Here is a 22,633-nt window from a genome sequence, read left to right as displayed (position 1 = left end):
GCCCGTGCTCCTCCCGCGCTTCGAACGGGGGAACCGTATCAGGCGGGCCGGGGTAAATCAGCACACGCTACGGGGCAAACCGGGCACATCCACTGGTGACTTGCCGGTCGGCTTCTGCTTTCCGGCCAGCACCTGGGCGAGCGCCTTCAGCGCGTCGGGCGTCGACGAGTACGTGGCCAGCACGTTCGGCGACTTCGCCTTGCCGAGGACGTACGGCGTGTCCATCCCGACCGTCACGTCGGCCTTCGCGTTGAGGTCGCCCGTGCCGTCGCCGTAGCCGACCAGGTGCACGATCCGGCCACCGCTCGGCACGACCTGCACGCCGGCGCTCCGCAGCGCCTTCTCCAGGTTGGCCTTGCTGGTGTCCCGGCCGCCCGAGGTGGTCACCGTGACCGGACCCTTGATCGGCACACCGCACTGGCCGCGCAACTGGGTGACCGCCGCTGCGGCCAGGCCGCTGGCGACGTCCAGGTGCGACTTCGCCGCGAGCAGGTTCTGGTCGCCGGCCTGCGCGTCGGCCAGCGTGAACCGCAGCGTCAGGTCGCGGGTGGCCGCCTCGACCAGCCGGTCCTTCTTCAGCGTGCCGGTGTGCAGCCCGTCGAGCAGGCCCTGGTAGGCCTCGCCCACGTTCGGCGGCATCAGCAGCAGGTCGTTGCCGGCGTTGAGGGCGCGCACGGCGGCCTCGCCGGCCGGCCACTTCTCGGCCGGTGCCATGTTGAGCGCGTCGGTGACCACGACGCCCTTGAAGCCGAGCTCGCCGCGGAGCACGTCGACGAGCGCCTTGTGCGAGAACGACGCCGGCACCCCCGGGTCGATCGACTTCACGTCGAGGTGGCCGCTCATCACGAGCTGTGCCCCGGCGTCGATGCCGGCCTTGAACGGGGCCAGGTCGACCTTGTCGAGGTCGGCCTTGCTCTTGCCGATCACCGGCAGGTCGGTGTGCGAGTCCGACGGGGTGCTGCCGTGCCCGGGGAAGTGCTTGAGGGTGGCGGCCACGCCCGCGCCTTGGAGCCCGCGCACGGAGGCCGCCACCTGGTCGCTGACGGCCTTCGGGTCGGAGCCGAACGAGCGCGAGCCGATCACGCCGCCGTCGGCGGTGCCCAGCACGTCGGCGTCGGGCGCGAAGTCGACGTTGAGCCCCATCGCGCGCAGCTCGTCGCCGGCGACCTTCCAGCCCTGCTGCGTGGCGGCGGGGTTGCCGCCGGCGCCGACGGCCATCGCGCTCGGCAGCAGCGTCACGCCGGTCTTGATCCGGGTGACGACGCCGAACTCCTGGTCGGTGCCGATCAGGATGGGCGCCTCGCCGCCGGCCGCCTGCTGCAGCCCCGCGGTCAGCGCGGTGATCTGCTTGGGGTTGTCGACGTTGGTGGTGGCCTGGTTGGTCGACGTCGGGTCGTCGGCCGAGAAGCCGACCAGGATCAGCCCGCCCAGGTGGTACTTCTGGATCATCTGGGCCGGGGTGTCGACCTTGCCGAGCTTCTGGTTGCCCTGCGCGGACCCCGCGCTCACGTTGGTGGCCGAGGCGCCGTACGCGTAGGGCATCAGCACCTGGCCGGCGAGCTGCTCGTCGGAGAGCGTCTTGACCAGGGCCGCGGCGCGGCCGGCGGGATCCGCGGCCTGGCTCGGGCTGGCTGGCGCCGCCGTCGCGGACGGCGGTGACGAGGACGGTGCTGCCGCGCGGGGCGCCGGCTTGCCGCAGGCAGCGACGGCCACGAGGATCGCGGCGACCACAGCGGCGAAAAGCAACGCGAGGCGGCTCCGGGGGGAGGCCATCGAGCCATGATGGCCAGGTTCGCGCGCAATGAGCAAGTGAAGCTGGCGATGCGGTCGGTCCGGAATTCGCACGAACTGGCCGCCCCTGGACGCCCGTGGCCTGCGGTGGGTGGTTTCCCGGTCGTCCGAACGGCCCCGGTGGGGGACCGCGATCAGCCCACGCGGGTGAGCAGGGTCACCGGGGCGCCGTCGCCGGCGTACCGGTAGGGCTCGAGCTCGCCGTCCCACGCGGTGCCGAGCGCCTTGTCGAGGGCGTGCTGGAGTGCCTCCGGGGCGCGCGAGCTCGCCATGATGGCGCGCAGCCGGTCCTCGCCGAGCTGGATGTCACCGGCGGCGCCGGCCGTCGCCCGGAACAGCCCGCGGCCGGGCACGAACATGAAGCGCTCACCGTCACAACCCGGGCTGGGCTCCTCGGTGATCTCGAAACGGATCATGGGCCACTGCCTCAGGGCAGCAGCCAGCTCGGCGCCGGTCCCCGCCCGGCCGGTCCAGCTGCACTCGGTGCGTCGCGCGCCGGGGTCGACCGGCTGCGCTGTCCAGTGCAGTGTGACCGGCGCGGTGAGGACGCGCGCGATCGCCCACTCGACGTGTGGGCACACGGCGAGCGGGGTCGAGTGGACGTAAACGACGCCACGCGTTGGCACGGTGACCTCCCGAAGACCCGAGGTGCGTCTTCCCCTACGACCTCGCGCCACTCCGAGTAGTCAGCAATCATGATGACCCCTGTTGCCGATGTTGCGCCAGGGAATCGGAAAACTGGTTGGGACGATTGGTCCGGATGGCCGATCCGCGGCTGGTGCTACCCTTCACTGGGCCTCTCCGGTCCATTTCCCATGTACACGCGCCCTTGCAAGGAGTCCCCCCGTGGCGAGTAACACCTCCAAGACCGCGCGCGCGTCCGTCCGGGCTGGCCAGGCCGGGCAGGGTGGCGCACTGAGCGTGCTCGGCGAGTTCAAGTACCTCATCCCGCTCAACAACGGGAAGTTCGTCTACGTGCGCAACCTGACGAACGGCAAGACCAACCACCTCCGCACCGACTCCGACGCCTTCGTCGAGGAGATCAAGGTGCTGGCGGGCGCCGGCCACGCGGCCAAGATCCGCGTGGAGCTGGCCGGTCTGGCCGAGGCCTTCCCGGGCCACGGCTGGGACGTCACCGAGAAGCGCCTCGTCGACGCGGGCGTCTTCGAAGCCTGAGTGTCAACCGAAAGAGCGCCCCGCCCTCCGGGCCGGGGCGCTCTTTCGTGTCTCCAAAAACCATTCGCCGCGCCGGCTCGCTGATCACTAGCGTGCCCGCATGGCTTACCGGCACCCGGCCGCGTTCCTGCTCGGCATGGAAGGCCTGGCGCTGCTCCGGGCGTTCGCGGGCGAGTTCGACGCCGCCTTCGTCCAGGACCGGCTCACCGAGACGCGCGACATCCTGGCCGCCGCCGAATGCGGCGATCTCGGCCCGGCCGACGAGGTGGGCGAGACCGACACGGTCGCCGGCTACAGGAGCTGGTCGCGCACCTACGACGAGCCCGGCAACCCGCTGATCGACGTCGAGGAGCCGATCGTCCGGGAGATCGTCGGCGCGTTGCCCGCCGGGCGCGCGCTCGACGCCGCGTGCGGCACCGGACGGCACGCGGCCTTCCTCGCGTCCGGTGGCCACAGCGTCGTCGGGGTGGACAGCTCGCCCGACATGCTCGCGTACGCCCGCCGCGCCGCGCCCGCGGCCGAGTTCGTCCAGGGTGACCTGCGCGACCTGCCGGTGCCGGACGCCTCCGTCGACCTGGTCACCTGCGCGCTGGCCCTGACCCACCTGCCGGCGCTGGAGCCGGCGTTCGCCGAGTTCGCGCGGGTACTGCGACCGGGCGGCCACCTGGTCACCTCCGACATCCACTGGCAGTCGCTCTACCTGGGCGGCATCGCCTCCACGGTGGACGCCGCGGGTGTCGAGTCGCGGCTGCCGGCGAGCCGGTTCCGGCCGAGCGCCTACGTCACGGCTGCGGTGGGCGCGGGCTTCGCGGTGCGGGCCTGCCACGAGCCGCTCTGGCCGCACAGCACGACCGGCGGCGGCCCGTTCCTGCGGAAATGGGCCGCTGACGCGGTCGACGCGGCCTACGAGAACACCCCGGCCGCGATCGTCTGGCATTTCGAGAGGCGGTAGACAGTGTCTACGCGCCTCTGGTAGACACTGTCTATGACTGACGAGCCGCTGCGTGACCGCCTGGTGCGGGTCGGTGTCGAGCTGCTGGAGACCGACGGGCTGCCGGCCCTCACCCTGCGGGAGATCGCCCGGCGGGCCGGGGTGTCGCACGGCGCGCCCCGCCGCTACTTCCCGACGCATCTCGAGCTGCTGTCGGCCATCGCCCGCGAAGGGTTCGCCCAGCTCGCCGCCGCGGTTCGATCCGCGCCCGGCGACGACCCCCGCGCCCAGCTCGCCGCCCTCGCCCGCGGCTACCTGGCCTTCGCCCGGGCCAACCCCGGCATGTTCGAGCTGATGTTCCGGCACGACCTGCTCGCCAGCGGCCACCTCGGCCTGCGGGAGACGAGCTTGCCGCTGTTCGAGCGGCTGGTCGATCTGGTCGCCGCCGCAGGCACGCGCTCGGCGGCGCCGCCGAGCGTGGTGGCCGGCGCGCTCTGGGCCAACCTGCACGGCATCGCCCAGCTCCGCGCCTGGGGCAGCCTCCAGCTGGCCACCGGGGAGGACGACCCCGAGCCGCTCGTCTCCGCCGCACTCGACGCGTTCCTGACCTGAGGGAGACCCATGCAGATCGCCATCCTGTTGTACGACCGGTTCACCGCGCTCGACGCCGTCGGGCCGTACGACGTGCTCAGTCATCTCCCCGGAGCCGAGGTCGTCTTCGTCGCCGAGCGGCCCGGTCCGGTGACCAACGAGGTCGGTGGCCTGAGCCTGGTCGCCGGCGCCGCGCTGGACGACGTGACCAGGCCCGACGTGGTCGTGGTGCCGGGTGGTCCGGGCCAGACCGCCCACATGGGAGACGGCCCGATCCTGCGCTGGCCGCGCGCCGTCGACCGGCACACCACGTGGACGGCCTCGGTCTGCTCCGGCTCGTTGCTGCTCGCGGCGGCCGGCCTGCTGGCCGGCCGCACGGCCACGAGCCACTGGCTGGTCCGTGACCTGCTCGCCGACCACGGCGCGATCCCGCTCGCGGACCGTTACGTCTTCGACGGCAAGTACGTCACCGCCGCCGGCGTCTCGGCCGGCCTCGACATGGCGTTCGCCCTGGCCGGCCGCATCGCCGGCGACGGGGTGGCCCAGGTGATCCAGCTCGCCCACGAGTACGACCCGCGGCCCCCGTACACCTCCGGCAACCCGGACACCGCACCCCGGGCGATCGCCGACGCGGTGCTGGCCCGGCGCTCGGCCATCGTGTCCTGAGGGGACGCACTAAGCTTCGTTGATGTCGCCGCCCAAGATCCCTCGCCAGCGGACCGCACGCGAGGAGCGGTTCGCGCGGCGGTGCGCGGCGATCACCGACTCGCGGGTGTTCGATGTCGTCATCGTCGCGGTGATCGGGGCCAACGCCGTGGCGCTCGGGGTCGAGACCTATCCGCACCTCGGCGAGTTCCGGCCGCTGCTGGTCGCCCTGGAGTGGGTGTTCCGGGCCGTGTTCGTCGTCGAGATCGCGATCCGGCTCGGCGCGTACGATCGCCGCCCGCAGGACTTCTTCAAGCACGGCTGGAACGTCTTCGACTTCCTGGTCATCGCGGCCGCGTTCCTGCCGGGCCTGCACGACTCGACCGCGCTGCGGATCGTGCGCATCGCCCGCGTACTCCGGCTGGTCCGGTTCTCGCCCGGGTTGCGCACGATCGTCACCGCGCTGCTGCGCAGCCTGCCCGGTGTCGGCGGGTTCCTCGCTCTGGCGCTGGTCACCCTCTACGTCTACGGGATGGCCGGCTGGCTGATCTTCCACGACGAGTTCCCCGACCAGTACGGGACGCTCGGCCAGGCCGTGCTGACCCTGTTCGTGCTGCTGTCGCAGGAGACGCTGCCAGACCTGATCCAGCAGGGCCTGACGGTCTCGCCGTGGACGCTGGTCTACTACGTCAGCTATGTGCTGATCACCGCGAACCTGCTGCTCAACATCCTGATCGCGGTGATCGTCAACTCGATGGAGGAGGCGCGCCGGCTGGAGATCAGCGAGGGGATGGCCGACCGCGACGGCGACGGCGTGCCCGACGAGGTCGACCGGATCGCGGTCACCCAGCGGATCGACGACCTGCGGGCCGCGCTGGCCGAGCTCGAACGCGAGCTGCGCATCGAGCGTGACGACGATCAGGCCCGCCGGGCCCGATCCGGATAGGCCGCGCTCTGCTCGAAGAAGCGGACCCGGTCGGTGCACTCGAGCAGCACCTCGTTCCAGGTGCGCACGCGGACGCCGCCGCCGGTCCCGCCGACTTCCGAGGTGCCGACGACCAGCCAGACCTCCCAGTCGACCCGGATGCCGCGGTACCGGGTGTCGGCCGCGACCGCTTCCGCGTACGCCCGCAGCTGGGTCAGGTCCTTGGCACCCGCCTTGTCGGACCCGAGGACGACCAGGTGCTGGAGGCGTTCGTGCTCTCGGCGGGTCCGGGCGACCAGCAGGTCGGCGTCGGGTCCGGCGTGCCGGTCCAGGACCACGTCGAGGGTACGGTCGGCGGCCAGCAGCCCGTGCCGCTCGCCGAACACCCAGGCGTTGTCCGCCAGCACCGCCCGGAGCGGATCCGGCGAGGCGCCGTCCGCCGTGAGCCTCCGCAGCGCGGCGATCACCTCGAGGCGGTCGGCGACGGTGGTCGCGGCCCGGATCTCCCGGTCGGTCTCCCGCAGCACCCGGTCGAGCTGCGACCGGTCGTCGTCGGAGAGCTTGAAGATCGTGCCCAGCAGGTCGGCGACCCGGTCCGGCCGGGCGCGCAGCACCTCGCGCAACAACGCCAGGGTGGCCCGCCGCTGGTTGCCCCGCCGGGGGATGTGCCGGTGCACGGTGGTCGCGACGAGGTCGAACGTCTCCTGTTCGAGGCCACCGTCGCCGTTGTACGGGTAGTCGCCCGCGGTGCGCCACGACTCGACGACCTCCCGGCGGCGGTCGTCCGCCCTGCCCCGGAAATGCGCTCGCAGCTGCTCCCGCGCCGCCGCGACGAGCGCGGTGACCTCGCTGTCGTGCCCGTCGCCGAGGTGCACGTCACCCACGTGGTCGGCGGTGGCGTGCCACAGCACGTACGCGGTGAAGTCGAACCCGGGCGCCCGGATGCCGACGTCGACCGACCCGACGGGGATCCCGTGCTGGTCGCACAGGTGCAGCTCGCGGTCGACCGGCGACGACCACTCGATCACCTTGAGCGCGGCTTCCTCGCCGTCGGCGAAGCTCAGCGGGTAGACGGTGGTCCGCTGCACCGACGTGCGCGGGTCGACCGCCACGCCGTCGTAGACGACGGTGACCTCCGGGTACGCGGTCAGGTACGGCGCGAGCTCGGTGGTCAGGCGGCGGTGGTTGGCCCGCAGCGCCAGCCGGTCGAGCCGGGGCGACTGCTTGCCCCACGCCTCGACCAGGGTGCCGGTGGGGGAGCGGGTGGGCTCGCTGTCGCCGATCAGGAAGTCGTTGCGCGCCCCGGCGTGCGCGCTCACCTCGGTCCGGGACCGGCCGCCCACGCCGTCGGCCACGGTGGTCCAGCGCAGGTGGTCGCCGAGCGCGTACGCCCGGAGCCGTCCTTGCCCGTTGCTGCCGTGCAGGGTCCGCTGTTTGAGCAGCGTGCCGGCGGTCCACTTCTTCCAGGAGCCACCGATCCGGTCGAACGCGGCGGCCAGGGCCTCGGGAGCCATGCCGGTGCCGTCGTCGCGCACCGTCACCCGCTCGACCGCACCGAGCGGCGACCGGTGCAACACCACGTCGACCCGGGTCGCGTCCGCGTCGAGCGCGTTCCAGACCAGCTCCTTGACCGCGCCCAGCGGGTCGCTCAGGCGCGCCAGCCGTTGCACGTGGTCCTCGGCTGCCTCCAGATGCACACGGCGCATCACCGCATCGTGCTTTACGCCGCCGCGACGTGCAGGGGGGTGGCCATGCGCATCAGCCAGAAGCTGGACGGGACGCGGATGGCGTCGTCGACGACCTCGCCGCTCACGTCGGCGAAGGACTCGCGGGCCAGGGCCTCGAAGGCGGCCGGTTCGCGGACGTGCTCGCCGCGGTCGTTGTCGCTCATCCACTTCGACACCCGGCCCTGGCCCGGCGCGTAGCAGGTGTCGACCGCGATCACCCGCCCGCCGGGGGCGAGGGCCTGCGACGCGACCCGCAGCAGCGACCGCGAGTCCTCGTCGGAGAGGTGGTGCAGCAGGCCGAGCAGCAGCACCGCGTTGGCCGGCGGCAGCACACCCAGGTGCCGCTCGCCGAAGATCTCCGTGGAGAACGTCGCCCGCGGCGAGCCGTAGCGGGCCGAGGCGTGCGCGATGTACCGCTCCGACGTGTCGAAGCCGAAGTAGGTCACCGCCGGCAGCCGGTCGAAGTAGTACGCCGGTCCGCAGCCCACGTCGATCACCGTGTCGCCGTCGTGCAGGTCGAGTTCGGCCAGGCAGCGGTAGCGCAGGCGGTCGGAGCCGAGCGCCTTCTGCAGGGCCACGTACATCGTGACGTTGCCGAGCAGGTTCTTGAGCGGGGCCAGCACGGGGACGGGTCTCCTATTCGGGACGGTGGGCGCGCAGCATCAGCGAGACGCCGGGCAACGACTTCACCGGAAGATAGCGTTCGGTCGCCACCACCGCACGCAGGCCCAGGTTGACGGGGGCGGCGATGTCGTCGAGGTCGCTGCCGGTGGAGGTGCGCCGGCGCCAGGCCGCGATCGGGCGAAGCAGCACGTTCCAGCTCCACAGCTCGTCGACGACCAGCCCGGCCTTCTCGACGACCGCGCGCAGGCCTTCGCGGTCGTAGCGGCGGACGTGACCGACGGCCACGTCGTGTGCGGACCAGAGCTTCATGTCGGCGGGTACGGCCACCAGCAGCGTGCCACCCGGCCGCAGGACCCGGAAGATCTCCGCCGTGGCCTCGTGGTCCTCGTCGATGTGCTCCAGCACGTCAAACGCGGTCACCAGGTCGAGCGCACCCGTGCCGACCGGGAGCCGCCGGGCGTCGGCCCGCATCACCGACAGCCCGCGCTCGCGGGCCACCTCGGCACCCTCGGTGCTGTATTCGAGCGCCACCGGGCGCCAGCCGTGCGCGCGCAGCACGCGGGTGTTGCCACCGCCGGCCGCGCCGATGTCGAGCGCCGCGCCGGGAGCGCCGAGGCCTTTCAGCGCGCGGGCCAGCAGTGCCCGGCGCTCGGCGTACCACCAGTGGCGGTCCTCGAGCGCGGCCAGCTTGCGGATCTCGGTCGCTTCCACGGCACTCACCCTATTACGCCGCCCGGAAAAGCCTCCGCGGACAACGAGCGCGCTGACGGATCGGTTGTGATCTTCCACCACGGCCGGGCCGCGACCACGCTGCGTGGTGGCCGCGCCGCCGAGTTCCTGGCCGAGGTCGACGCCGACCCGCAGGGCGTGATGGCCCGGTGGACGGGCAACTACCGGCGGGGCAACGAGCGCATGGGCAAGAACCACCCGCGCAACAGGCGCTAGAGCGGGATGTTCCCGTGCCCGCCGCGCGCGGCCGGAGCGGCCGCCAGGGCCTCGGCCAGCCGGCGCCGGGTCTCGCCGGGCTCGAGCACGTCGTCGACGACGCCGATCTCCAGCGCCCGCTGCACGCCGCCGGCCTCCTTGATCTGCTGCTCGACGAGCTGGGCCCGCAGGGCCTCGCGCTCCTCGTGCGGCGCGGCGGCGAGCTTCTTGCGGTGCAGCACGTTGACGGCGGCCGACGCGCCCATCACCGCGATCTCCGCGTTGGGCCAGGCGAACACCGCGGTGGCGCCCAGCGAGCGGGAGTTCATCGCGATGTACGCGCCTCCATATGCCTTCCTGGTCACCAGCGTCACCCGGGGCACGACGGCCTCCGCGAACGCGTGCAGCAGCTTGGCGCCGCGGCGCACCACGCCGTCCCACTCCTGGCCGAGGCCGGGCAGGTAGCCCGGCACGTCGACCAGCACGACCAGCGGCACGCCCAGCGCGTCACACATCCGGACGAACCGGGCGGCCTTCTCAGCGCTGGCCGCGTCCAGGCAGCCGCCCAGCCGCAGCGGGTTGTTGGCGATCACGCCGACCGTGCGCCCGCCGAAGCGCCCCAGGGTCGTGACGACGTTCGGGGCCCACTTGGCGTGGAGCTCCACGCCGGGCTCGTCCAGCAGGGCGGAGACCACGGGCTTCACGTCGTACGCCCGGTTGGCCGCCTCCGGCATGGTGCCGGTCAGGTCGTGCGCGGGGTCGTCGACGGCGATGTCGGCCGGTGAGATCCGGCCCTGGTGGCCGAGCAGGGCGGCCAGCTTGCGCGCCTCGCCCAGCGCCGAGTCGTCGTCCTTGGTGGTCACGTGCACGACGCCGGAGCGCCGGCCGTGCGGCTCGGGGCCACCGAGGCGTTCCATGTCGACCTGCTCGCCCGTGACGCTGCGGACGACCTCGGGGCCGGTCACGAAGATCCGGCCGGCGCCGCTCATCACCACGACGTCGGTCAGCGCCGGCCCGTAGGCGGCACCGCCGGCCGCCGGGCCGAGCACCACGGAGATCTGCGGAATCCGGCCGGACGCCCGGACCATGGCCGCGAAGACCTGGCCGACCGCGTCGAGCGCGACCACGCCCTCGGCCAGCCGCGCGCCGCCAGAGTGCCAGAGCCCGAGCACCGGCACGCGCTCGGTGATGGCGGCGTCGATCGCACCGACGATGTGCCGGCAGCCCTCGCTGCCCATCGCGCCGCCCATCCGGGTGGCGTCCGTGGCGTACGCGATCGCCGGGGTTCCGTCGATCTCGCCGCGGGCGGCGAGCACGCCGGAGTCGTCGCGGGGTGCGACCAGGCGCAGGGTGCCTTGGTCGAACAGGGCCCTCAGCCGTACCTCCGGGTCCCGATAGTCCCCGGCCTGTTCATCGAGCGCCATGCTCCTGGTCACCGCAATCCCCCCGTTGGTGCGGCCCGATGATCACCCGCGGGTGAACACCAGTGCCACGTTGTGCCCACCGAAGCCGAACGAGTTGTTCAGCACCGCCGGAATGTCCAGCGGTCGCGCCTTGTGCGCGGCCACGTCCATGTCGAGCTTGTCGTCGGGGTCGTCGAGGTTGATCGTCGGCGGCACCACGCTGTCGCGGATGGCCAGGATCGACGCGATCGACTCCAACGCGCCGGCCGCGCCGAGCAGGTGCCCGGTCATCGACTTGGTCGCGGTGATCACAGGATGGTCCCCGAGCGCGGCGTGCAGTGCGGCGATCTCCGCGACGTCACCCACAGGGGTGGAGGTGGCGTGCGCGTTGACGTGGACGATGTCGCCCTTGGCGATGCCGGCGTCGGCGATCGCCTTGGCGATGGCGCGGATCGCGCCGCGGCCCTCCGGGTGCGGCTGGACGATGTCGTAGCCGTCGGAGGTGAGGCCGGCACCGGCGAGTCGGGCGTAGACGTGCGCGCCGCGCGCGGCGGCGTGGTCGGCACGCTCCAGCACGACGACCCCGGCGCCCTCCCCCAGCACGAAGCCGTCGCGGCCCTTGTCCCAGGGCCGGGACGCCCGCTCCGGGTCGTCGTTGCGGGTCGACATGGCCCGCATCGAGGCGAAACCGGCGATCGGCAGGGGGTGGATGACCGCCTCGGTGCCGCCGGCCACGACCACGTCGGCCCGGCCGGCGCGGATCATGTCGAGGCCGAGCGCGATCGCCTCGGCGCCGGTCGCGCAGGCGCTGGCGACCGAGTGGACGCCGGCCTGTGCGCCGAGCTCGAGCCCGACCCAGGCGGCCGGACCGTTCGGCATGAGCATCGGCACGGTGTGCGGGGAGACCCGGCGCGGCCCGGAGGCCTCCAGGATGTCGTCCTGGGCGAGCAGGGTGGTCGCACCCCCTATGCCCGACCCGATGCTGACCCCGAGCCGCTCCGGGTCGAGCCCGGTGTCGGCCAGGCCGGCGTCGGCCCAGGCCTCGTGCGCGGCGATCAGGGCGATCGCCTCGGACCGGTCGAGCCGGCGGAGCTTGACCCGGTCGATCTTCTCGGACGGCTCGACCGCGAGTTGCGCGGCGATCCGGACCGACAGTTGGCCGGCCCACTCCTGGGTGAGCGGACCCACCCCGGAGCGGCCGGCCAGCATGGCGTCCCAGGTCGACGCGACGTCCCCGCCGAGCGGGGTCGTCGCTCCGAGCCCGGTGACGACGACGTCGGTGCGACTCATGTCAGAGGTTCGACTCGATGTAGGTGACGGCGTCGCCCACGCTCTTGAGGTTCTGCACCTCGTTGTCGGGGATCTTGACGCCGAACTTCTCCTCGGCCGCCACGACGACCTCGACCATGGACAGCGAGTCGACGTCGAGGTCGTCGGTGAACGACTTCTCTTCGGCCACGTCGTCGGGGTTGACCCCGGCGACCTCTTCCAGGATCTCGGCCAGGCCCGACGTGATCTCGTCACGGGTCATTGGGTTTCTTTCCTTTCGGTTTTAACGCTCTCGGGTGGTGTTGATGTGTCTTGCGCTTACGGGCAGCGAACAACCTGCCCGGCGTACGTTAGGCCGCCGCCGAAACCGAACAGCAGGACGGGTGCGCCGGAGGGCACCTCGCGGCGCTCGATCAGCTTCGACAGGGCCAGCGGCACGCTCGCGGCCGACGTGTTGCCGGACTCGACGATGTCCTTGGCGACGACCGCCTGCGGCATGCCGAGCCGCTTGGCGATGCCGTCGATGATGCGGGCGTTGGCCTGGTGCGGCACGAACGCCGCGATCTCCTCGGGCGTGACGCCGGCCCGCTCGCAGGCCTGCAGCGCCAGGGGCGCGAGCGAGGTGGTCGCCCAGCGGAACACCGACTGGCCCTCCTGCTGGATGTACGGGCGCCAGCCCTCGATCCGGACGGCGTCGGACTTCTCCGGCACCGAGCCCCAGATGACCGGGCCGACGCCGGGCGCCTCGTCCTCGGCGGCCGCCGTGACCACTGCCGCGCCCGCGCCGTCGCCGAAGATGATGCAGGTCGAGCGGTCGGTCCAGTCGGTGAAGTCGGAGAGCTTCTCGGCGCCGATGACCAGGGCGTTGCGGGCCGCACCGGCGCGGATCGCGTGGTCGACGGTGCCCAGCGCGTACGAGAAGCCGGAGCACGCGGTGTTGATGTCGTAGGCGCCGGGGGCGTTGATGCCCAGCTTGGCGGCGACGCGGCAGGCCACGTTCGGGCTGCGGTCGACGGAGCTGCAGGTGGCGACCACGACGAGGTCGATGTCGGACGGGGTGAGGCCGGCGTTGGCGAGCGCCTTCTCGGCCGCGAACCCGGCCATGTCGGCGACCGTCTCGCTGTCGGCGATCCGGCGGGTGGCGATGCCGACCCGGTCGCGGATCCACTCGTCGTTGGTGTCGACGATCTGGGCCAGGTCGTCGTTGGTGAGCACCCGCGACGGCTGGTAGTGGCCGAAAGCGAGGATGCGGGAGCCTGTCATGCGGGATGTCCTCCGATGCGCGCGAGCGGCTGGCCCGGTGCGACCGGGTCGTCGTGATGGGCGAGCCATTCGGTCAGCAGGCCGTCACCGTGCGCGGCGACCTCGACCGGGCCCTGCCGAGTGGAGACGTGCCCGATGATCTGACCAGTACGTACGCTATCGCCTTCGGCCAGGCCGTCGACCGGGAGGAACAGGCCGGCGGTGCCGGCGACGACGACCCGGAACTGCGGACTGGGCTCGTGACTGGGCGCGGTGCCGTGGCGGGCGACCAGGTCGCGCGCGGCCGGCAGGTCGTCGGGCGTGTTGAGGGTCACGATCTCGATGCCGTTGGCCTTGAGCTCACGCTTGATCAGCCCGGCCAGGGTGCCCGCGGGCGGAAGCTCGATCACGGCGGTCACACCGAGGTCCGCGAGGGTACGCATGCACAGGTCCCACCGGACCGGCGCGGTGACCTGGCGCACCAGCCGCGTGAGCAGCTCGCGCCCGTGGGCGACGGCGGCGCCGTCGAGGTTCGACAGCAGGATCCGGGTCGGGTCGGCGGGGGTGATGCCGGCCGCGACGGCCGCGAGCGCCTGTTCGGCGGGGGCCATGAACGGGGTGTGGAAGGCGCCGGCCACCGACAGCGCGATGACCCGCGCCTTGGCCGGTGGTTCGGCGGCGAGCTTGGCCAGCGCGTCGATCGCGCCGGCGGCGACGACCTGGCCCGCACCGTTGCGGTTGGCCGGGTAGAGGCCGTGGGTCTCGATCGCGGCGAGCACCTCGGCGGGGTCGCCGCCGAGCACCGCGGACATGCCGGTGGGCTCCAACGCGCAGGCGGCGGCCATCTCGCGGCCGCGGACCCCGGCGAGCGTCACCGCGGCCTCGGCTGACAGCGCCCCGCCGAGCGTCGCGGCGCCGAGCTCGCCGACGCTGTGGCCCGCGACGACCGAGACGTCGTGCATCGGCAGCCGCTCGGCGGCGAGCAGCGCGGCGGCGACCAGGAGCGGCTGGGTGCGCGCCGTGTCCTTGATCTCGTCGGCGTCGGCCTGCGTGCCGAGGTGGACCAGGTCGACTCCGGAGAGTGCCGACCACCAACGGAGGCGGGCCTCGGCACCCGGGAGTTCGAGCCAGGGTGCGAGGAAACCGGGCTTCTGCGAGCCCTGGCCAGGAGAGAGTACGGCGAGCACGTTTACGACTCTGCGGGATACTCGTGGGTCATGTGGTTGCCGGCAGGCACCAAACCACACTATTGGTTTTGTATGGTTTCTACAATGAGTGGCGGCGATCACGTACGGTATAGCGCCATTTTTCCCAAACGAGCGTTCAGGCGTCCCCGGGCGGCGTGGAGCCACGCGGATCCAGCCGGCCGACGGTCAGCGCGATCCGCAACGCGAACAGGTCTCGTGGGGACAGTGGCGAGAAGCCGGTGACGTCGCCGATCCGCCGCAGCCGGTAACGCACGGTGTTCGGGTGCACGAACAGCGCCCGGGCCGCACTCTCCAGCACGCCGCCCGCCGCGAAGAACGCGTCCAGCGTCTCGATGAGCTCGCCGCCGGCGCGTACCAGCGCGCCGTAGACGTCTCGTCTCAGCGCCCGGCGGGCCGCGACGTCACCCGCGAGGGCCCGTTCCGGCAACAGCGCCGCGGCGGCCACCGGCCGGGGCGCGTCCGGCCAGGCCGGTGCAGCCCGGAATCCGGCCAGCGCCGCCCGGGCCGACTCGGTCGCCTCGTCCAGGCTGGCCACCGCCGGCCCGACCACGACCGGCCCGGTGCCGAAGCCGTCGAGCAGCTTCTCGGTCGCGTTGAGCGGGTCGGCCGCGCCGCCGAGCACCACGACCAGGCGGTCGCCGTGCACACCGCTGATCACCTCGACGCCGATCCGGCGGGCGGCCCGGTAGACGGTGTGCAGCACCGCCGCCACGTCGCCGCCGGGTGAACGCCCGACGGCCACCGCGACCGGCGGCGGGTCCGCCCAGCCGAGCGCGGCGGCCCGACTGGCCAGGGTGTCGGTCGAGTCACCGCGCAACAGCGCGTCGACCAGCAGCGCCTGGAGGCGGGCATCCCAGGAGCCGCGGGACTCGGCGGCGCGCGCGTAGACCCGGGCCGCGGAGAAGGCGATCTCCCGCGAGAACCGCAGCACCTCCTCGCGCAGGTCGCGTTCCTCGCCGGGCGCGGCCAACTGGCCGGCGTGCTCCTCGACGACGTCGATGGTGACCTGGATCAGGGCGACGGTCTGCTGGAGGCTGATGCTGCGGGCGAGGGCCCGCGGCGCGGCCGCGAACACCTCGTCGGAGACCTCGCGGGGCCGGGTCTGCGGACCCTGGCGCATGAACTCGACCAGCGACCGCACGCCGGCCTGGGCGACGAGCATCACCCAGGAGCGCTGGTCGGCCGGCAGCGCGCGGAACCACGCGAGGCTCTCGTCCATCCGGGCGATGCTGGCCGTGGCGAGGGCGCCCGCCGACCGCTCGATCCGGCGCAACGTCGCCGCGAGCCCGTCAGCGGTCTGGTCCTCCACGCGTACACCATAGGCTTGCCGGGATGCACCGCTCTCCCGCGCGCCCGCCGGCCGCCCTGCCCCTGGCCGCGCTGGCGGCCTTCGGGGTGCTGCTCGGCCTGGTGGCCGCCGACTGGCCGCCACTGGTCCGCTGGGACGACTCGGTCAGCGCGGCCTTGCGGTCGTTCGGTGCGGCCCGCCCGGTGCTGGTCGACTGGCTGCGGGCGCTGACCTCGCTGGCCGCCACGATCCCGTTCGTCGCCGTCGGGGCCGCCGCGACGCTGCTCTTCGCTGTCCGCCGGGAACGCCGTTCCGCGATCTTCTGCGCCCTGGTCACCGCGTCCGTCCCGATCGCCTGGGGCGTCATGCACTGGGCGCTGCGCAACCCACGCCCGGTCGACGGCTTCGTGGTGGTCCCGAGCTCGGGCTTCCCGAGCGGCCACACCAGCAACGCGGCCGCCTTCGCCCTGGCCGTGGTGCTCCTGGTCTGGCCCCGATCGACCCCCGCCACCCGCGCCGCGACCGTGCTCGCGGTGACGGCGTTCGCGCTGTTCATCGGGTTCACGCGGGTCGCGCTCCTCGCACACTGGCCGACCGACGTCATCGGCGGACTGCTGCTGGCCCTGGCCCTGGTCCCCATCGCCGCCCGGGTGACCAACCTGGGTCGAAGCGCCTGAGCGGGCCGGGCTGCGCCCGCGGGGGAGTCGCCGGCCTATGCCGCGTCGACCGGTAGGGCGGCGTGCACCCGCCACCGCGCGCCGGTCGCCGGGCCGGCGTCCAACTGCCCGCGCAGGAGGGCCACCCGCTCGCGCATGCCGATCAGCCCGGCGCCGGCACCGAGGTGGTCCAGCGGGCCTGGTTCGGCGACCGGGTTCTGCACCGTCAGCCGTACCTCCTCGGTGCCGTAGTCGACGGTCACGCTGGCCGTACCCGTGCCGTGTTTGAGGGCGTTGGTCAGTGATTCCTGGACGATCCGGTAGCCCGCCAGGTCCACACCCACCGGCAACGCCCGGGGTTCGCCGGTCGTGGTCAGCTCCACCGCCAGGCCGGCCGCCCGCGCGCCGCTGACCAGCCGGTCGACCTCGCTCAGCCCCGGCGTCACCGGGTCCTCCTCGGCGTCCGGGCCGCGCAGCACGTCGATCATCTGTCGCATCTCGCCGAGCCCCTGCACGCTGTTCTCCCGGATGACCCGCAGCGACTCCTGGACCTGGTCCGCCGACAGGTCGCGCACGCTCAGGGCCGCGGTCGCGTGGATCGCCACCACGCTGAGGTGGTTGGCGACCATGTCGTGCAGCTCGCGGGCCATCCGGGTGCGTTCGGCGACGACCGCCTGCCGCCGGTCGAGTTCGGCCACGCGGGCGGTCTGCTCGGCGCGGGACCGTTCCAATGCGGCCTGGTCGCGGTACTGGCGGACGCTCAGCCCCGTCAGGATCGGCAGGATCAGCACGAGGACGGCCGGGATGCCGAGCACCAGCCCGCGTACGTCGCCCGAGATCACCACGCCGACCACCGCGCTGGCGACCACCAGCACGATCGACACCTCCAGGGCCCGCCGCCAGAGCCGTTGGGGTCCGAAGACACAGGCGTCGTACAACACCTGGGTGTAGATCAGCAACGTGCCGAGCGACCCGCCGAGCGCCAGGTCGATCGTCACCGCGACGGTGCCGATCGCGAGGCTGGTTCGCGGTGCGCGTCGGCGCAGCGCGACGGCACCACTGGCCGCGATCATCGGCGGGTAGAGCAGCCAGTTGGCCTCGTCGGTGGCCCCGAGCCCGATCGTCTTGTACGCCCCCGACGCGATGATCAAAGTGCCCCCGGCCAGCGCGACGGCGGCCAGCAGCAGGTCGCGGCCGATCGAACCGCGCGGGGGAAGGCGCATCACGCCATCGATGCAACCACACCCGCGCCGCCACCTCGTCCACCTGCGAGCGGAGGCGCCTCCGCCCTGGGGATGAGGAGCGGTTCATCAGCGTCGGCGACGCGGCGCCTCAATTCTCGGGAAAACCTTCTCTCGGATACGCACGGCCGTGTCCCGGGCCTGGCGGTGTCTCGTGGATCGGGGCGGCACCGTGGCGGGCCCGGGCGACCGGCCGCACGCGGCGACCGGCCGGATCCAACGCCGGTGTTCGACGTGCCTCCGCGCACGCCCGGACGCCGCCCGGACCTCGCCGTGGCACCACCTTGATCCACGAGACACCACTGGGGGAGACCGACATGATCGTGGCGTTGATCGTGGCCAGCGAGATCGGCTTCTGGGTGCTGCTCGGCGCGGGCCTGGTCGCGCGTTATCTGCTGCGGCTACGCCGGCTCAGCACCGTCCTCTTGATCGGCTCGCCGGTGCTCGACCTGGTGCTGCTCGTGGCGACGGTCGTCGACCTGCGCCGGGGCGCGACGGCGGGCCCGTTCCACGGCCTGGCGGCGGTCTATCTCGGGTTCTCGGTGATGTTCGGGCACGCGATGATCCGCTGGGCGGACCAGCGGTTCGCGCACCGGTTCGCCGGCGGGCCGCCGCCCTGGAAGCCGCCTCGTGGTGGCTGGGCCCGCACCCGGTACGAGTGGCGCGAATGGGGTAAGGCTGTGGCCGCGTGCGCCATCTCGGCCGCTCTGCTCGGCGCCGGCATCCTCATGATCGGCGACGCGTCGCGTTCCGCGTCGTTGCTCGGCTGGCTGACCCGGATGGGTTGGGTAGCCGCGATCTGGTTCGTCGTCGGCCCCGCATGGGCGACACTCTTCCCGGGTCGGGCCAAAGAGGACGCGTTCCGTTGACGCAGCGAATCGCTGTAGTATGCAGCCAGTCACTCTGGCCCCGCGGGCGCGATTTTCGCTGCTCAGCCGATTAGGGTGTGGAAGCCTAGTGGGTCACCCGGTGGCGGCCGGGTGGCGAGACGGCGGAGAACAGGAGGCCGTGATGGCGCACGGGGAGGCCGATCCCGGCTGCGCCGACGCGGACAGCCAACCGCACATACCGGACGACTCCCGGCGCATAACGCCGGGCAGACCAGTCCGGCGAAGCTGTGCGGACCCGACGGCGGAACGCGTTCGCAAAGAACGTCCAGAAACCGACCCGACCGACGACCCACCACCCGACCACGAACCGGGCCCGATCCTCTTCGGCCGGGCCCCGGCCTGCCGCAGCGACCGCCCAGGCTGGGCGGGAGCGCACCGCCACGGCGCGGTCCGCCCACGCCGCCGAGCCTCGCGCCGGGAACGCCCACCAGACCGCTGGTGCTAGCCCCCACCCACCCCACCACCGACCAACCCCGCGTGCGCTAACCGGCAACATCGCGCCCCGACCCGCCGCGTCGCGGGTCCGCGGGACGCTGCGGGTTCCGCGTAGCGGTATGGGTCCGTGCAGGTCCGCGCGACGTTGCGGGCCGGCGCCGCGTTGCGGGTCCGCATGGCGTTGCCCGCCCGCGCGGGGTTGCTGGTCCGCGTGGCGTTGGCCGCCCGCGCCGGGTTGCGGGTCCGCGCTGGGTTGCGGGTCCGAGTGGTGGTGCCCGCCCGCGCGGGGTTGCCGCCCGCGTTGCGGGTCCGGGCTGCGTTGCCGCCCCCGTTGCGTTGCGGTCCGGGCTGCGTCGCCCGCCTTGTGTTCTCGCCGATCGGTTCGCTTCGCGGCATTTGGTGCGGCTCGCGGTGTGTTGACGCCGACCTGGAGGGCGGCGCGCTGCTCCGTTCGGCGTGTCGCCTGCGGCGCGCCGGGGCGGGCGCAGATCTAGGAAATTCGATGTAGTCGTGACTGCGATTGTTTACCTAGATCTGGCGACGGCGGGCGGTGGCGGCGGCATCGGGCGCGGGCGCAATGTAGATTTTGTCCGATATGGACGAGAAGCAGCGGGTGATCATCGACCAGGCGATCGCGATCGCCGACGAGTCGGGGATCGAGGCTGTGTCCATGCGGGCCGTGGGGCAGCGGTTGGGGCTCAGTCCGATGGCGATCTACCCCTACCTGCGGAGCAAGGGTGCCCTGCTGGACGGCATGGTCGAACGCATGCTCGGCGAGCTGTTGGCGGCCGCGCCGGGAACCGGTGACTGGCAGGACCGCCTGCGGGCCGTGTCGGCCGCGGTGCGGACGTTGGCGCGGCGCCATCCGGGCGCGTACCCGCTGATCGTCGCGCGGCCCGGTGCCACGGCGGAGTCCCGGCGGCTCGACGACCTGATCTCGGAGATCCTGCTCGCCGCCGGTGTGCCGGCCGCCGAGGTGCCTCGGCTCGAGCGGCTGCTCTCGACCCTGCTGCTCGGCTTCGCCAACTCCGAGGTCAACGGCCGTTTCGGCGCGGGACCACCGGACGGCGACTGGGACAGCGAGTTCGCCGCGGACCTCGACGACGAGATCCGCTTGATCGAGCAGATCATCGCCCGATCAGGCGCGGCCTAGAGGTCCTGTCGGGGCCGAGGTCCGGATTCGCTGGGCCCAGGCGCCGCCTGGCGGCATGGCGCCTACAAGCGGATACGACACCGGTGTCCGACCAAAGTCGCCGCTTACGCGGACGACGTGCCTCGGCTCGACCCCCGATGCGCTGCAGGGTCTAACGCGTGCGGTGCCTGATGATCAGGGCGACGCCGGCCACCATGAACGCGAGCACGAGCACCACGCCGCCGTTGAGCAGGACCAGGCGGCGTAGTTCGGACAGCAGCGTGTCGAGGTCGCGGCCTGTCGGCAGGGAGTCTTCGGGGATGACCCGCTCGCCGCCGCCGATGCCCCCGCTCATCACGTCGGGCTTCTGGGGGATCGGCGCGCCGGCGATGCGTAGGGCCTCGGACATGGTCATCCGGCCCAGGAACCACGCGGCCGTCGTCTTCTTCTTGTCGGGCTGCGCGGCCGGGCGGAAGGCCTTGGGGCCGCCCTTGGCCAGCGGGTACAGGTCGTAGGTGTAGCGCGGCTTGTCGTCGAAGCGCACCACGACGGTGAACTTGCGGCCCAGCGACGCCGGCTTCGGTGCGGCGATCTGGCCCGTCGTGCCGCCGAGGAAGCTGACCTCTTTGAGCAGGTCGGCGAAGAGCTGAGGCTTCTCGGTCGCGGTCACCGTGATGTCGGCCATGCCCTCAGAGGTGAGGGTCAGCCCCGTGGGCTTGGGCGCCTTCGGCGCCTGACCGGCCACAGTGGTGGCGAGCGCGGGCGAGGCCGCGCCGGTCGCGGCGAGCATGAAACCCGCGGCAACCACCAATAACAACCGTCTGAAAACCGATCGCCCCACCACCGTCCTCCTCGCCCCGTTCCGATGGCTGGCTGGTGCTTACTGCATAGACTCCGCGAGCGGCCCACAGGTTGCACACAACCGTCGGGTTATTTGCAGCTTTCTGCCATCTCGGTGACCCTCGCGGGGGACGCCGTCGTGATCATCGGCAGGCCGGCATCGTAACCGGCCCGCACAATGCCGTGGGGACCCGGTCCCGTCAGAGTTGGGCGCGGGCGGCGCTGATCCGGGCCAGCGTGCGCTCCCGGCCGAGCACCGCCAGCGACTCGAACAGCGGCAGGCCCACCGAACGGCCCGTAACCGCCACCCGGACGGGTGCCTGTGCCTTGCCGAGCTTGAGCCCGCGCGCCGCGCCGACCTCTTCGAGCGTGTTCTTCAACGTCTCGGCGTCCCACGAGGTGAGCGCCGAGTACGCGGCAACCGCGCCGTCGAGCAGGTCGGCCGCACCGTCCTTCATGGCCTTCGCCCACGCCGCCTCGTCGATGGCCGGCGAGGCCAGGAACAGGAAGTCCACGTTGGCCACGATCTCGCTGAGCACCGCCACCCGGGTCTGGGCGAACGGCGCCACCGCCGCGAACGCGGAGGCGTCGAACGAAGCCGGGTCCCACGGCGGAGCAGGGATCGTCGCCGTGCCGGTCAGCCACGGCTGGCAGGCAAGGATGAACTCGTCGACCGACAGCGCCCGGATGTATTCGCCGTTGAACGCCCGCAGCTTCTTCTCGTCGAAGAACGCGGGGGAGGGGTTGACGTCCTCCAGCCGGAACTCGTCCTCGATCACCGACCACGGCACGATCTCGCGGTCGTTGCTCGGCGCCCAGCCCAGCAGCATCAGGTAGTTGCGCATGGCGTCGGCGAGGTAGCCCTCGTCCCGGTACGCCTCCAGGGCCACCTTGTCGCGGCGCTTCGACAGCTTCTGCCGCTTCTCGTTGACCACCACCGGCACGTGGGCCCAGACCGGCGGCTTGACGCCCAGCGCGTCCCAGAGCAGCTGCTGCTTGGGGGTGTTGGGCAGGTGCTCCTCGGCGCGGATCACGTGGGTGATGCCCATGGTGATGTCGTCGACGACGTTGGCCAGCAGGAACACCGGCGAGCCGTCGGCCCGGGCGATCACGAAGTCTTCGATCTTCGCGTTCTCGAACGTGGGCTCGCCCCGGACCAGGTCGACGACCTTCGTCTCGCCCTCGTCCGGCGTGCGGAACCGCAGCGCCCGGCCCTCGCCCGGACCCAGCTCGCGGTCACGGCAGAAACCGTCATATCCGGAGTACGAGTTCCCGGTGCGCGCCTGCACCATCTCCCGCGTGCAGTCGCAGTAGTAGGCCCGGCCCGCGTCGTAGAGCCGGCCGGCGGCGGCCCGCTGCTCGTCGGCGTACGCCGACTGGAAGTACGGGCCCTCGTAGCTGCCCCGCTCGATGCCGAGCCAGTCGAGTGCGGAGAGGATGCCCTCGGTCCATTCCGGGCGGTTACGCGCGGCGTCGGTGTCTTCGACGCGCAGCACGAACACACCGCCGTGCTGCTTGGCGTAGATCCAGTCCTGCAGCGCCGTCCGGGCGCCGCCGACGTGGAACATTCCCGTCGGGGAGGGGGCGAATCGCACTCGTACCGTCACGCGCCAAGCCTACGGGCGACCCCCGACCAGCCCGCCACCAGGTTTCCGCCTTTGCTCTGCCTCCATATACGCATCACCCCAGGCGACG

General features: G+C 72.4%; 23 protein-coding genes. 9 read left to right on the top strand and 14 right to left on the bottom strand.

The window, feature by feature from the left end; all coding sequences use genetic code 11:
- Positions 1 to 57 precede the first annotated feature (57 nt).
- Together CHC05_RS14085 and CHC05_RS14080 are read right to left on the bottom strand one after the other, a co-directional pair.
- Positions 58 to 1,773 (bottom strand): glycoside hydrolase family 3 protein, encoded by a 1,716-nt coding sequence (locus CHC05_RS14085; protein WP_089248764.1) that lies wholly within the window; start codon positions 1,771 to 1,773, stop codon positions 58 to 60.
- A gap of 152 nt (positions 1,774 to 1,925) precedes the next feature.
- Positions 1,926 to 2,417: a DUF3145 domain-containing protein gene (locus tag CHC05_RS14080; RefSeq protein WP_089248762.1), complete on the bottom strand. Its 492-nt coding sequence runs from the start codon at positions 2,415 to 2,417 to the stop codon at positions 1,926 to 1,928.
- Between the two features lie 220 nt (positions 2,418 to 2,637).
- Between CHC05_RS14080 and CHC05_RS14075 the strand changes: the two genes are divergently transcribed.
- From CHC05_RS14075 to CHC05_RS14055, 5 genes are all read left to right on the top strand, one after another.
- Complete coding sequence (locus CHC05_RS14075; protein WP_089248760.1) at positions 2,638 to 2,967, top strand: hypothetical protein; 330 nt, start codon at positions 2,638 to 2,640, stop codon at positions 2,965 to 2,967.
- Positions 2,968 to 3,067: 100 nt separating this feature from the next.
- Positions 3,068 to 3,919, top strand: a complete 852-nt coding sequence (locus CHC05_RS14070; RefSeq protein WP_089248758.1) for a class I SAM-dependent methyltransferase — start codon at positions 3,068 to 3,070, stop codon at positions 3,917 to 3,919.
- 33 nt (positions 3,920 to 3,952) lie between these two features.
- Positions 3,953 to 4,510, top strand: coding sequence for a TetR/AcrR family transcriptional regulator (locus CHC05_RS14065; protein WP_089248756.1), 558 nt, complete (start codon positions 3,953 to 3,955; stop codon positions 4,508 to 4,510).
- Between the two features lie 9 nt (positions 4,511 to 4,519).
- A complete protein-coding gene (locus CHC05_RS14060; RefSeq protein WP_089248754.1) occupies positions 4,520 to 5,155 on the top strand; it encodes a DJ-1/PfpI family protein in 636 nt (211 codons plus the stop codon).
- Positions 5,156 to 5,177: 22 nt separating this feature from the next.
- Positions 5,178 to 6,080 (top strand): ion transporter, encoded by a 903-nt coding sequence (locus CHC05_RS14055; protein WP_089248752.1) that lies wholly within the window; start codon positions 5,178 to 5,180, stop codon positions 6,078 to 6,080.
- On the opposite strand, the gene CHC05_RS14050 is transcribed toward CHC05_RS14055, so the two are convergent.
- From CHC05_RS14050 to CHC05_RS14040, 3 genes are read right to left on the bottom strand one after another with little or no spacing between them, the layout of a single operon-like run.
- Positions 6,053 to 7,765, bottom strand: coding sequence for an ATP-binding protein (locus tag CHC05_RS14050; protein WP_089248750.1), 1,713 nt, complete (start codon positions 7,763 to 7,765; stop codon positions 6,053 to 6,055). The genes CHC05_RS14055 and CHC05_RS14050 overlap by 28 nt on opposite strands.
- A 14-nt stretch (positions 7,766 to 7,779) precedes the next feature.
- Positions 7,780 to 8,409 carry a class I SAM-dependent methyltransferase gene (locus tag CHC05_RS14045; RefSeq protein WP_089248748.1) on the bottom strand — a complete coding sequence of 210 codons (630 nt, stop codon included), beginning with the start codon at positions 8,407 to 8,409 and terminating at the stop codon, positions 7,780 to 7,782.
- Positions 8,410 to 8,422: 13 nt separating this feature from the next.
- Positions 8,423 to 9,121 (bottom strand): class I SAM-dependent methyltransferase, encoded by a 699-nt coding sequence (locus CHC05_RS14040; RefSeq protein WP_089248746.1) that lies wholly within the window; start codon positions 9,119 to 9,121, stop codon positions 8,423 to 8,425.
- Between the two features lie 66 nt (positions 9,122 to 9,187).
- Here CHC05_RS14040 and CHC05_RS14035 point away from each other — a divergent pair, with 66 nt between their 5' ends.
- On the top strand, positions 9,188 to 9,355 hold the full coding sequence (locus CHC05_RS14035; protein ID WP_245870839.1) for a hypothetical protein: 168 nt from the start codon (positions 9,188 to 9,190) through the stop codon (positions 9,353 to 9,355).
- Here the strand turns inward: CHC05_RS14035 and CHC05_RS14030 are convergent.
- From CHC05_RS14030 to CHC05_RS14005, 6 genes are all read right to left on the bottom strand, one after another.
- Positions 9,352 to 10,758 (bottom strand): acyl-CoA carboxylase subunit beta, encoded by a 1,407-nt coding sequence (locus CHC05_RS14030; RefSeq protein ID WP_089248744.1) that lies wholly within the window; start codon positions 10,756 to 10,758, stop codon positions 9,352 to 9,354. The two genes, CHC05_RS14035 and CHC05_RS14030, sit on opposite strands and share 4 nt — an antisense overlap.
- Before the next feature lie 42 nt (positions 10,759 to 10,800).
- The gene (gene fabF / locus CHC05_RS14025) at positions 10,801 to 12,027 is read right to left on the bottom strand and encodes a beta-ketoacyl-ACP synthase II (RefSeq protein WP_089248742.1); all 1,227 of its coding nucleotides are present in this window, start codon (positions 12,025 to 12,027) and stop codon (positions 10,801 to 10,803) included.
- A gap of 1 nt (position 12,028) precedes the next feature.
- Entirely contained in the window at positions 12,029 to 12,268 is a 240-nt protein-coding gene (locus CHC05_RS14020; RefSeq protein WP_089248740.1) for an acyl carrier protein, read from the bottom strand.
- 56 nt (positions 12,269 to 12,324) lie between these two features.
- Positions 12,325 to 13,269 (bottom strand): beta-ketoacyl-ACP synthase III, encoded by a 945-nt coding sequence (locus tag CHC05_RS14015; protein ID WP_089248738.1) that lies wholly within the window; start codon positions 13,267 to 13,269, stop codon positions 12,325 to 12,327.
- The gene (locus CHC05_RS14010; RefSeq protein ID WP_089248736.1) at positions 13,266 to 14,435 is read right to left on the bottom strand and encodes an acyltransferase domain-containing protein; all 1,170 of its coding nucleotides are present in this window, start codon (positions 14,433 to 14,435) and stop codon (positions 13,266 to 13,268) included. The genes CHC05_RS14015 and CHC05_RS14010 overlap by 4 nt, the downstream gene beginning before the upstream one ends.
- A 136-nt stretch (positions 14,436 to 14,571) precedes the next feature.
- Positions 14,572 to 15,765: a helix-turn-helix domain-containing protein gene (locus CHC05_RS14005; protein ID WP_089248734.1), complete on the bottom strand. Its 1,194-nt coding sequence runs from the start codon at positions 15,763 to 15,765 to the stop codon at positions 14,572 to 14,574.
- Positions 15,766 to 15,788: 23 nt separating this feature from the next.
- On the opposite strand from CHC05_RS14005, the gene CHC05_RS14000 reads away from it, so the two are divergent.
- The gene (locus CHC05_RS14000; RefSeq protein ID WP_089248732.1) at positions 15,789 to 16,421 is read left to right on the top strand and encodes a phosphatase PAP2 family protein; all 633 of its coding nucleotides are present in this window, start codon (positions 15,789 to 15,791) and stop codon (positions 16,419 to 16,421) included.
- Positions 16,422 to 16,456: 35 nt separating this feature from the next.
- Here the strand turns inward: CHC05_RS14000 and CHC05_RS13995 are convergent, their stop codons facing one another.
- The gene (locus CHC05_RS13995; protein ID WP_089248730.1) at positions 16,457 to 17,623 is read right to left on the bottom strand and encodes a sensor histidine kinase; all 1,167 of its coding nucleotides are present in this window, start codon (positions 17,621 to 17,623) and stop codon (positions 16,457 to 16,459) included.
- 335 nt (positions 17,624 to 17,958) lie between these two features.
- Here CHC05_RS13995 and CHC05_RS13990 point away from each other — a divergent pair, with 335 nt between their 5' ends.
- Positions 17,959 to 18,510 (top strand): hypothetical protein, encoded by a 552-nt coding sequence (locus tag CHC05_RS13990; RefSeq protein ID WP_089249492.1) that lies wholly within the window; start codon positions 17,959 to 17,961, stop codon positions 18,508 to 18,510.
- A 1,051-nt stretch (positions 18,511 to 19,561) separates the two neighbouring features.
- A complete protein-coding gene (locus tag CHC05_RS13975) occupies positions 19,562 to 20,119 on the top strand; it encodes a TetR/AcrR family transcriptional regulator (protein ID WP_089248726.1) in 558 nt (185 codons plus the stop codon).
- Positions 20,120 to 20,270: 151 nt separating this feature from the next.
- Here the strand turns inward: CHC05_RS13975 and CHC05_RS13970 are convergent, their stop codons facing one another.
- Positions 20,271 to 20,906, bottom strand: coding sequence for a hypothetical protein (locus tag CHC05_RS13970; protein WP_245870838.1), 636 nt, complete (start codon positions 20,904 to 20,906; stop codon positions 20,271 to 20,273).
- Between the two features lie 232 nt (positions 20,907 to 21,138).
- On the bottom strand, positions 21,139 to 22,545 hold the full coding sequence (gene gltX, locus CHC05_RS13965) for a glutamate--tRNA ligase (protein WP_089248722.1): 1,407 nt from the start codon (positions 22,543 to 22,545) through the stop codon (positions 21,139 to 21,141).
- Between the last annotated feature and the right edge of the window lie 88 nt (positions 22,546 to 22,633).

Origin of the sequence: Asanoa hainanensis, assembly GCF_900188485.1 — a bacterium.
GTDB classification, from domain to species: Bacteria; Actinomycetota; Actinomycetes; order Mycobacteriales; family Micromonosporaceae; genus Asanoa; species Asanoa hainanensis.
This window is presented reverse-complemented; position numbering and strand designations above follow the sequence as displayed.